Raw genomic sequence first — 11,199 nt, 5'->3', positions numbered from 1 at the left:
TGACATCTTTCCTGACATATTGGGAATTGAACAGGTAGTGGAATTTAAAGCAGATCCCACATCTTATCGTCATAGTATCTGATAATTATGGGATTTATGAGGGTATTTATTTTTACATTTTTGCAGGTAAAATTTTTGGGCATATTAAAAATTGATATGGCCATTTGTTTTGTGAAATATCTGGTATTTTTTTCATTGAAGTTTTTATAAATAATTGTTTTTAGTTTTGTATTGGAAAACTTCTCCTTTAGCCCCAAAATAAATCCCCATTCACCAAAGGAGGGAATGGACATGGCCATTGGATATGAATAAAAATTAGCCGAGGACATGGTCTTAAGCACACAACAAAATGTCTTTCTTGCAAAAAAAGGACTTGATGCCTGGGTTATTACAGCGCCTTTTGGGGATAATATGTTATATAAAAAAGTATAAAATTCCCTTGTATATAATCTTGCGCTCCTTATATTTCTTGGGTCTGTTAGGTCTATAATGATTAAATCAAATGCATTGATGTTTTTCTTATTATAGTTTTCAACAAATTTGAATCCATCTTCAAAAAAGATTCGCACCCTTTTATCAAAAAAACTATCTTTATTTATTTGTCTCATTATATTATTTTTTTTTGCAAATTCTACGAACTCCTTATCAATGTCAACCATGGTAATGCTTTTTATATGTTTATATTTTTCCAGCTCCCTTATTACACATCCATCCCCTCCGCCAATTACAAGCACTTTTTCAGGTCTCACAATACTCACAGGAATATGCACAATTGCTTCATGGTACCTGTATTCATCTACAGTACTTAATTGAAGATGTCCGTCCAGATAAAGTAAGTAATCGTCCATCCATCTTGTTAACACTACTTTTTGGTATTTTGTCTGTTTTATTTTTACAATGGGGTCTCTATAAAATTTTTGCTCAGCATTTAGATATATTGGCTTTGCAATAAATGCAAAACTTAAAATTAAAGTAATAGAAAGAATATATAACAATAATAGTTTTTTTGAGATTTGTTTTGAAAAGCTGATAAAAATAAGTCCTGCAACTAATAGGTTGATGGATCCAACAATAATGGGAGTATATATAAGTCCTAACTTTGGTAGAAAAAAATATCCATACAAAATCCCTCCAGGCAGAGCTCCAAGATAATCTTTTTCAAGTATGTTTGATATGTTTTCCCTTAGTTCCTCAAAGGATTCATTTATTCTAACTGCAAGGGGTATTTCCATACCAATTAGAGCACCAACCAAAAAACACATAAAGTAGATAAAAAAGGACAATCTATCAGAGTATGGAGCCTGGATATAAGATAAATACACAGAGAAACTAACCACAAGGCTTATGCATATTTCAGTAAGTATGAGTGATTGAAGTAAGGATTTATTATCTATCTTTTTGCTTATCCTTGCGCCTATGCCCATTGCAAGGAGCATTATGGATATGGTCATTGTCCATTGGAATATTGTGTCGCCTAAAAGATATGATGCAAGGGTAGAAAGCAGGTATTCTGCCACAATACCTGCAAATCCTGTAAAAAAAATAGATAGCTTTAGGGAAGACTTTTTACTTATCACGGGATGATAATAGAAGAGATTAATGAAGAAGAGATAAATACTATTGCAATGATAATACCCGCACCAATATTTGGTTCTTTTAATTCCTCTTTAAAAGAGAACTTTCTAAATAGTATTAGATCAAATAAGAGAAATAGTACAACCATTATCACAAGAGCTACAAACCAGTCAAGAAACGTGATTCCTATATCATATAATAGGCCTTTTTGCATAGGACCTGATATAGCGTCTCTTATTACCATTGCAGTTGCTATAAAAATTCCTGAAAAACTAAATGCCACTGCACTGTTGTTTTTCAAAAGCTCTTCTTGCATATTGATCTTAAGCATAAAAGACAGTACAACTGAGCTTATAAAAAGGAGAATTAGTCCCAGAAAACAGTATAATACAGATTCGAGGTACATATAACACCATGATGTTACAAGATCATATCCAGAGAATCCCCCAGATATAATAAGACCCATGGAAAAAAAGAAACTCCCTTCAACAAGACCTGCTGCATTATTTTTGTTGTCAATAATTTCCGTTGGGAGGTCTATTTTTTGTAAAAAGATCCAATCAAATATCCTGGTGAATAGCAATATTAATATTAATATTAATGTCCCCGTTATTCCATTTATATAGATTGGATATATTGGATCAATGGAATGTATTAGGGACGTGGACAAGCCAAGTATAAACCCAGAGAATGATATTGCCAGGGCCATGTTATTTTTTGAAAGTAGTTCTAATTCCAGGGAAATTTTCTTATAGTAAATTTTATCAAACACAAATTTTCCTATTATAACCCATATAAATGTCCATACTAGAATTGAAACTAAATTTATTGCTGGTACCATATGTCATTTACCTCCAAAAAATCCTGATGATCTAAACCCTGACACCCTACTTCTGCTATATTTTGATGAAAACCTGGATGCAAAAGAAGATGATTTTGATTTTGACGAAAATCTATTATTAAATTTTGAATTCCTAGATCCCACTGGATAGTTTTTTGAATATTTGTCTCTGTATCTACTGCCACCATAATATGTTGAGCCATAATAATGTCTGGAATATCCATATCCAGGCCAGAATATTGGTCGAACAGCAGAATATATTGAGGATATAACAGATATTATAACAAACAAAATCACTATTATGAGGATTACCTCAACTAATGAAAGACCTTTGTTATTTTTTAGAAAAGACATCTTCAATTTCCCATTCCTGGATTTTTCTGCCTAAAAAGAGTTCAAAATCGTCATCTGACCACTGGAGTATCTCTAGAATATTTCCTTCACTATCTTCAAAATCCCAGATAACCACTGGAGTCCTACTATCCCCAACACAATAGTAGGCTGCCCCAGAGTAGGTTAAATTATAAGGTTTTCCATTAAACATGACCTCTGACGGTAGGTCATCATGGGTTTTTAGAAAATTAAATAAATTTATAGATAGCTTGGTTAAATCATCTCTAACAAATAAATATATTCCCTCTTCATCTTTGTTTAAAAATCCCTCCCTTGTGGAAGATTGAATTTTATAGTCCCATTCTTTTTCGTCTCCATAATCGTAATATCCCTTGGATTTCACTTCCCAGGATTCACCATCAAGTTCTATTACACTCCCAACATTGAGGTCCTCAAGATTAAATCCCACTAATTCAACATCCTGTTCCTTATTCTTTTTTAAGGATTTTAAAAAGTCAAATATTCCCATAATTAGTCCCTTTTAAATAGTGCTTGCATTTAAACACATATATAAACACCTTGTCAAAAGGAATTTACTAAGATGCAAGTTGATGTCTGTTTTTAACTTCCTTTAAAAAATCTTTTAAAGAGCGTTCACATTTTTTTGAGAATTTTATGAAGTGTTCACCTAGAATAGCCAACTCCACTGCAACTGGAAACGATTTAGACCTTGTAAAGATTGTCTTAACCATGAGTTTCCAATAATATATACTTGATCTGGAGAATATCCCTATTTTAAAGATACTCTTTATAAGGGCAATAAAATCTTCTTTTTTTAGCTTTACCTTAGTGCTTGGATTATAATTTTTTAAAAATACTTCTATTCTCTTGTAGTAATTTTTTGGAGTATATATTGTTTTTATAATATCATTATACCCCTGTATGAGTTTTTCCAGCCCGATCTTTGGATAAAAGTTTATGTCTGCAGAAGTATTGTCTCCTATTGGATCTCTAAATAGTCTATTTTCTGCTTTTAATCGGTAGTATAATCTTGTTTGTGGTGCAGCAACAAGCATTCCAACCATAGCAGTTACTATGCCAGTTTCCTGTATAAATCTAATTTGTTTACTAAAAATTGTCTCATCATCACTGTCAAATCCAACAATAAATCCCGCCATAACCTGCATGCCATGTCTATGTATTGTATTGACCACATCTGATAAGTCTTTTTTTGTATTTTGTAGCTTGTTGCATTCTTTTAAACTGTCAAGTGAGGGAGACTCAATCCCAAGAAAGACTTTATTAAAATTAGCTGCACACATAAGATCCATTAGCTCTTCATCATCAGCTAAATTAACGCTTGCTTCAGTAAAAAAAGTAAATGGATAGTTGTGTTGCTTTTGCCATTCTATTACTTCAGGTAGCATCTTTTTAACTTTTTGCTTATTTCCAATAAAATTATCATCAACTATAAACACTCCACCTCTCCACCCAGCGTTATACAGTGCTTCAAGTTCCTTAACCATTTGCTCAGGTGTCTTTGTTCTGGGTTTTCTGCCAAATAGTGTTATTATGTCGCAGAACTCGCAATTAAAAGGACATCCCCTTGAATATTGTACACACATTGAGGCGTATTTGGAAAAGTCAATAAGGTGCCAGGATGGTAAGGGAGTTTTGGTAATATCTGGTCTCTCATCTGCCCTGTAAATCCCTTTTTTAGCGCCTTTATCTAAATCTTTTAAGAACTTGGGTATTGTTATTTCTCCTTCGTCTAATATCAAGTAATCAACATCCTGAAATTTTTCAGGTTCAGCGCTAAAGGCTGGACCTCCTGCAGCTACCTTTACTTTGTATCTTTTACATTTTTGTATTACCTCTCTAGAACTTTTGGATTGGATCATCATGGCGCTTATCATTACTAAATCAACATTTTTTATGTCTTTGTCCCTTAATTTTTCCACATTTAAGTCTATTAGTTTTAAATCCCATGTCTTTGGCAATAGGGATGCAATGGTAAGGAGTCCAAGTGGAGGAAATGCAGCCTTCTTGGATATGAATTTAAGTGATTGTCTAAAACTCCAGAATGTATCAGGATATCTTGGGTATACCAAAAGGACCTTCATATTTAGTCCTCCTTTTGTTTGGAGATAGTTAAGTGTTTCACAACAATATCATACAGTGTTTGCAAACTAAAAGGTTTTTTTAAAAAGTCCACAGCACCTATATCTTTTGGATCTTTGTCTAAAATATCTTTTCCATATCCAGAACAAATAATTATTTTAAGGTTGGGATATTTTTTTAAAATGGCCTTTACGCCCAAGACACCTCCCATCCCAGGCATATCCAGATCCATAAGTATCAGATCTACTTTGTTTTTGTCCTTCAAAAAACCTATTGCCTCTTCACTTGATTTTGCCATATGGACGTCCAAACCTTTAATGGTCAAGGCATCAAATATAACGTCTCTTATTATTTCTTCATCATCTACCACCAATACAGAACCATTAATTTTATCCACATTAAGTTCTTTTTTTGATCTTTTAGTTTCATAGTTGTGGAGGCTTTCTGACAGGGGAAGATAGATTTTAAACGTAGTTCCAACTCCCACCTGGCTCTCACACAATATCTCGCCCTTGTGGGACTTAACAATACCATACACAATAGAAAGCCCAAGTCCTGTTCCCTTGCCTGGTTCTTTTGTAGTGTAAAAGGGGGTAAAGATCTTTTCCAATTTATCTTGTTTTATGCCGCATCCATTGTCCCTAACCCATAAAAAAGCAAGGTTATCTCCTTCTACATTTATGTGGTGATTTGGAGCAGTTGACTCAATACAGTCAACGCCAATTTCTATTAACCCCCTTTGTTTATTCCCAATTGCGTCTACTGCATTGTTTACCAGATTGACTATAATTTCTTCTAATTGTATCTTGTCTCCAAGTATCATAACTGGTCTGTTACAATAACAGGTCCTAATTTCAATTCCCTTTTTTATTGCCCCCCTGAGTAATTCTTTTGATTCCTTTATCACGAGATTTAGATCAATATCTTCCATTTTTATATCTGTCTTTCTGCTAAAGGTAAGGAGCCTGTTTACAATTACCTCTGCCCGATATATCAAATCTTCGGTCTTAGATAATAGCTTATCCTTTTTAAAAACTTCCCCATGTTTCAAATTGAGTAGTTCGATATTTGATTTAATCCCCTGCAAGATATTGTTAAATTCATGTGCAATTCCCCCTGCCAGGGTACCAAGTGCCTCAAATTTTCTGGCCTGCCTCAGCTGGGATTCCAATTCCTCCTGTTCTGTTAAATCTATAATTGATACAACAGTGTCTGTTGTACCTGGTATTAATTCTGTGGATACAATTAATTGTCTTATATTCCCTTTTGCATCAAGGGCTCTACATCTAATTTTTTGAGGTACATTTTTGTTTTTATCTCTTTTTTTTATATGATATTCCCAAACATATTCAAGGTCATCTGGATACACGAAATCCTTTATTGATCTTTTTCCCTCAATCTCTTTTTTTTTGTATCCAAATAATTTTTCAACTTCTCTGTTGGCCATTACGATAATGCCATCTATGTCCACAATAATAGTAGCAGTACCAGAATTTTCAAATATTGTTTTATATCTTTTTTCACTCTCTATTAACTTTTTCTCATATTCAATCCTCTCAGTAACATCCCGGAGAATAGTCCTAAATCCAACTATTTTATCTGATCTATCTTCAATGGGAGATATTAGACTCTCCACCCAGATAATTTGGCCGTCTTTTTTGGAGAATTTCCAGCTATGATATTTTCCCACCTTTCTATTGGTAAAGAGTTTCTTAACGTCATTTAATATTTCTTTTGCATGTTTTTTATAAGTCAATTCACTAAAATGTCTTCCTAAAATTTCTTCTTTTTTATATCCAGTAATTTTAAGTAAACTTTTATTAAAAAATGTTATTTTTCCATTTATATCAACTTCTACATAAGCATCATCTATATTCTCTATAATAGATCTATATTTTTCCTCGCTCCTTTTAAGTTCTAACTCCTTTTCCTGCCTTAGATATATCTCATGGGAGAGTTTTTTGTTTAGTATCTCTAGTTCTTCCAGTTTTTCTTTTAATTTTTTATTGATATTACTTAAATAATTATATGTTTCATAGCTTTCAATTAAACTTGCACATGAAAATAGTATGATGGTGAGCATATAGAGTACATATTCTGGAAATCTTTCTTTGCTTACTTCACTTTGTGCTAGAAAAACTCCACGAATTCGCCTTGGGGTAGCAATGGGGTGGATAATTAAAAAACTATTTCCATCAGATGAAAGTGTAAACTGGGCTTGTGTATTGGCTAGGGAAATGGAAAAGAGTCCACTGTCCACTAGTTCTATATACTCTTTTTCAAAATAATCTTTTGAGTTTTCTGGTCGGCAGTATGCAAGGTAGAATGAACTATCTTTTTCATTTATCATAAAAAAAGAGATAGAAGAAAAACTATACAACTTTAAAATTTTATTGGTTGTTTCTATTAAAATATCTGTTGGAGACTTTATATTAGTAACCCTTGTATCAAAAGAAATTAGTCCCATAGAATCTTTGATCATATTTAATGCTATTTGTTTATCACTGTAATTTTTAGGGTCTAGATTTTCCATATTATTGATCCTTGAATTATTTAATCCAGAAAATTTTTCTCTAACATTTTTATTTGTTTAAAAAAGCTTGGAATGACCACATCAAAACAGCTGGCATCAAGACCTGATAGGTCCATTATTTCATTAGATATTTTGGGGATAAATACATTACCAGAAAAGCCATAAAAGCAAGCTTGGGCAAGGCTATCCCCAATATAGAGTATACTTGCATCCACAGGGATATCGCTTTGTTTGGGTGTGTGATGTGTTCTTATTACCTCTGTAAGGGACTGCGGGAAATACCATTTTTCCGATAAGATAGCTCCAACATCAGCGTGGCTAAAGCCCAATATCTTTAGTTCTGTTTCATACAGACTAATTTTTTCATCTTTTGCATGTAGTATGATATTTAGATAAAGCCCGGGCATGGCAGCTAGCATAACAAGCTTCCCAATATCGTGTAACAATCCACTTATAAAGAATTTTTCTGTGACCAGTTCCACTTGTTGTGAAGATAATAGAGAGCACATAAGACCAACAGAGATTGAGTGTCTCCAAAATAGTCGCATACTAAGTATGTTAGACGGAATCTTTTTAAAATTTTCAATTAATATTATACCTTTTGTAAGTAACTTTAGGTGCTCCAATCCAAGTATTGCAATAGCCCTGGAAACAGTATCAATTTTAGATACTAGACCCAAATGGGGACTGTTAACAATTCTAAGTAGTTTTGCTGTTAAGGATGGATCTTTACTCACAACTTCACCAATATTTGCAGCAGAAGAGTTGGGGTCATTTAAAATATCCATCATCTTTTGATATAGACTGGGCAGAGAGAAGAGTTCATTTTGTGATTCAACCAATTTTTCTGGAGAAATTTTTAAGTTAGAGGGAAGGGCTATTTTTTTAGAACTATCAATTTCTTTCAGGTGATTTAGCGGGAGCTCATTTATATTAATGTATTTTTTACTAAATTTTTTTGATAACACATATATGTCTTTCATTGGGGAATATTTAATCTCATCCTGGGGAAAATAGAGGGATAATATATCTTCTCTTGTTTGACCACTATCCTGTGAATTTATTTTGATTTTTTCATTATTTGAAACTTCGACCTTTAAAACTCCCCAGGTTTTGAGCACTAAGATATGCTTGTCTGTTAGAACTGTATCTTTCTTAAACAATAATCTTCCATTAGGAGCCCGAACGTCTCTTTCCAAGATATCCTCAGATATTAGTTCTGAAACTTTTTTTACAGTCAATTCTTTTTTTCCTTTCCCACTTGGAGTTTTTTTATGTTGTTTTAATATTAACTTATTTTATGTTGTAATTCAAGTGTGAAAGGGATAAAGGGATGAGACACTTGACCAATATTGGTCAAGTGTGAAAATTAAGGAACAGGGTATTTAATTTTTTAATTTTTATTTTGTCCTTTATTCCCCAAAAAATCTATTAATTTATCTGGCAGACTTTTTATGTGTAAATCCCGCTGTGGAAATGGTATTTCAATATTTGCCTCTTTTAGTCTTTTGAACAGGGCAAAATAATAATCACTTACCAGTCCAGTTTTAACAGTATTTAACTCGGTTATTTTGTACCATACCTTGATTGAAAAATTTAAGCTGTTGTCGCCAAATCCTTCAAACCATACTTGTATTGGGTGATCTTTATCTTCCTTTGTAAACGGGACTTCTCTTGCGGCTTCTAAAGCAAGTTGCCTCACCAGTTCTGGATCAGCGTCGTAGCTGACTCCAAAGGGGATTGTTAATCGCCTCCAATAATCACTATAGGTCCATGTCTGCACCTTTGCTGATATAAATTCAGAGTTTGGAACTATAATGTCTTTACCATCAAAGGTCTTTATTACAGTGGCTCTAATGGCCAGGCTCTTCACAGTACCCATGGTACCATCTTCCAGCTCAACAAGGTCACCTACCTGGATAGACCTATCTGTCAGGATAATGAGCCCAGATATAAAATTATTGGCTATGGTCTGAAGGCCAAAGCCAATACCAACACCCAAAGCACCCATAAGTATACTAAGCTGCGTTAAATCTATGCCGGCTGTGGACAGGACTATTAGGACAAGTAGTACCATGGAAAAATAATAACCAAGTGTGGTAATGGAATGTATAGCACCTAAAGATAGTTTTGTATTATGTTGCAAAAAGTATGATACTTTTTTCCTGCACCATCTTAAAAAGAGCAAACCTAACAAAAATGATATTAATATCTTAAAAATAGAAGCGATGCTTAAGGTTAAATTACCTATCTTAGCAAAAGGATATAGAACTACATATTTGAACTTTCCATATATATCTAGAAACTTTTCTTTTGTCCAAACATTTAGTCCCTTTATCCATCCAAGCATATCTTTTAGGAGAGACGAGATTAATGATATATCATCCATCAACTCATTGCACTGATCTTTGTTCTTTATTAATACAAAAATTATGTCATCAATTGTTTTATTTTGTCTGTTTAGTTCATATACTAAATTATAAATTGTTTTTCTTAGTTTTTTGTCTTTAATGTTTTTTATATTTTGGGAATTAAAGGCAATTGTCTGTTCTAAATCAATTTTGACCTTTCTAATATCTGCAAGATTTTCAATTATAAGTTTAAACTTTTGTTCAATATAATGGCTAATTCTATTAATAGATTTAAAAATATTCTCGTCACCACTTCCATTTCTTATTTTTTGATAGCCAGTTAACCACAAATAATAAAAATCATAATACATTTTTTTGAGTTCAGTGCTTAAAACTCCTTGGGACAGATACAATTTTTTAAAATTATAGTACTTAATTATGGATTTAATCCTTTCTTTTTCTATATTCAAAAATTTTTTATTTTGGGAAGATCCTTCAGAAAAAATTTTATTTTGAATAGACTGTAATTTTATTTCATAATATATTATTTTTTTATCTATTTCCCTTTGCTGTTCTAATAACTTATTTTTTTGGGCATTAAATTGATCAGTTAAGGCATCTTTTTGTTGTTTAATATCCTTGATATCATGATCCCTAATTGTTAGGTTCTTAAAAATATAATTTATTCTATTAGTTAATTCAGTTTTTTGTTCTTTGAGTTTGTTGATTATAAATTGGTAATTTTTTTGTCTTTGATATAAAATCATATATTGAATTTTAAGGGATAAAATAGAGGTTAGTCTATTATATTTTTGAGAATCATCAAAATTATTCTTTTTCTCAAAATATAAATCTATTAAATTTTTACAATCTTTTTCTATTGCATAAATCTTATCCTTTACAACATTATTTAGACGTATTTTTTCTGAAAAAGAGAAGTTTATCTCTCTTAAAAGATCAATATATTTTTGAAATACATCAATTGTATATGGAGGCTTTTCTTTTTCTGGTAATTTAAAAGGGATAGTAGGCTTTACACTAATCAAGCCTTTTAATATATCTATTTGTGAAAGGATTAATCCTAAGTTGTTAGAGATTATATTTAACTGATTTTTTTTGGTTTTATCTTTCTCAACTCTTAAAAGGGAATTTATTTTTAATTTCAGATGATTGGTACTATTTAAACAGTCCTCAATAAACTTATTAATAGGATAAGTTTTTATATCTTTAGAGATTATATCTTCTAGATTTTGTATGATAACACCTTGTGAATTCACTGGTAGGATATAAATAAAACAAAAAGTACACAAAAAAATACCAGTTATTAATAATTTTTTTATGTTTATGTGCATGTTAACGCTCCTATAACGTAAATTATCTTGGATTTGGAGCCAAAAACTTTCTGTTTATAGTGTAAAAAAAAAGCTTTACTGTCAAATTTGCAA

General features: G+C 32.1%; 8 protein-coding genes. All 8 read right to left on the bottom strand.

Annotation, left to right across the window (positions count from 1 at the left end; all coding sequences use genetic code 11):
- Positions 1-44: 44 nt before the first annotated feature.
- Entirely contained in the window at positions 45-1,517 is a 1,473-nt protein-coding gene (locus tag ACYQ0O_RS11695; RefSeq protein ID WP_459893272.1) for a polyamine aminopropyltransferase, read from the bottom strand.
- 56 nt (positions 1,518-1,573) lie between these two features.
- Positions 1,574-2,416 carry a DUF350 domain-containing protein gene (locus ACYQ0O_RS11690; RefSeq protein ID WP_459893267.1) on the bottom strand — a complete coding sequence of 281 codons (843 nt, stop codon included), beginning with the start codon at positions 2,414-2,416 and terminating at the stop codon, positions 1,574-1,576.
- A 3-nt stretch (positions 2,417-2,419) separates the two neighbouring features.
- Positions 2,420-2,770: a hypothetical protein gene (locus ACYQ0O_RS11685; protein ID WP_459893265.1), complete on the bottom strand. Its 351-nt coding sequence runs from the start codon at positions 2,768-2,770 to the stop codon at positions 2,420-2,422.
- Positions 2,751-3,278 (bottom strand): DUF4178 domain-containing protein, encoded by a 528-nt coding sequence (locus ACYQ0O_RS11680; RefSeq protein ID WP_459893263.1) that lies wholly within the window; start codon positions 3,276-3,278, stop codon positions 2,751-2,753. Before ACYQ0O_RS11680 ends, ACYQ0O_RS11685 begins: the two co-directional genes overlap by 20 nt.
- A gap of 67 nt (positions 3,279-3,345) precedes the next feature.
- Entirely contained in the window at positions 3,346-4,872 is a 1,527-nt protein-coding gene (locus ACYQ0O_RS11675) for a B12-binding domain-containing radical SAM protein (protein WP_459893261.1), read from the bottom strand.
- A gap of 2 nt (positions 4,873-4,874) precedes the next feature.
- Positions 4,875-7,403 carry a hybrid sensor histidine kinase/response regulator gene (locus ACYQ0O_RS11670; protein ID WP_459893259.1) on the bottom strand — a complete coding sequence of 843 codons (2,529 nt, stop codon included), beginning with the start codon at positions 7,401-7,403 and terminating at the stop codon, positions 4,875-4,877.
- A 20-nt stretch (positions 7,404-7,423) separates the two neighbouring features.
- Entirely contained in the window at positions 7,424-8,644 is a 1,221-nt protein-coding gene (locus ACYQ0O_RS11665) for an HDOD domain-containing protein (RefSeq protein WP_459893257.1), read from the bottom strand.
- Between the two features lie 152 nt (positions 8,645-8,796).
- Entirely contained in the window at positions 8,797-11,106 is a 2,310-nt protein-coding gene (locus ACYQ0O_RS11660; RefSeq protein ID WP_459893255.1) for a mechanosensitive ion channel family protein, read from the bottom strand.
- Positions 11,107-11,199: the final 93 nt, after the last annotated feature.

It is taken from the genome of Desulfothermus okinawensis JCM 13304, assembly GCF_054654515.1.
This window is presented reverse-complemented; position numbering and strand designations above follow the sequence as displayed.

Excerpts from the sequence above, each read along its gene's own strand:
- ACYQ0O_RS11680 (WP_459893263.1), bottom strand. The coding sequence starts at position 3,278 with ATGGGAATATTTGACTTTTTAAAATCCTTAAAAAAGAATAAGGAACAG.
- ACYQ0O_RS11675 (WP_459893261.1), bottom strand. The coding sequence starts at position 4,872 with ATGAAGGTCCTTTTGGTATACCCAAGATATCCTGATACATTCTGGAGT.
- ACYQ0O_RS11660 (WP_459893255.1), bottom strand. The coding sequence starts at position 11,106 with ATGCACATAAACATAAAAAAATTATTAATAACTGGTATTTTTTTGTGT.
- ACYQ0O_RS11690 (WP_459893267.1), bottom strand. The coding sequence starts at position 2,416 with ATGGTACCAGCAATAAATTTAGTTTCAATTCTAGTATGGACATTTATA.
- ACYQ0O_RS11685 (WP_459893265.1), bottom strand. The coding sequence starts at position 2,770 with ATGTCTTTTCTAAAAAATAACAAAGGTCTTTCATTAGTTGAGGTAATC.
- ACYQ0O_RS11670 (WP_459893259.1), bottom strand. The coding sequence starts at position 7,403 with ATGGAAAATCTAGACCCTAAAAATTACAGTGATAAACAAATAGCATTA.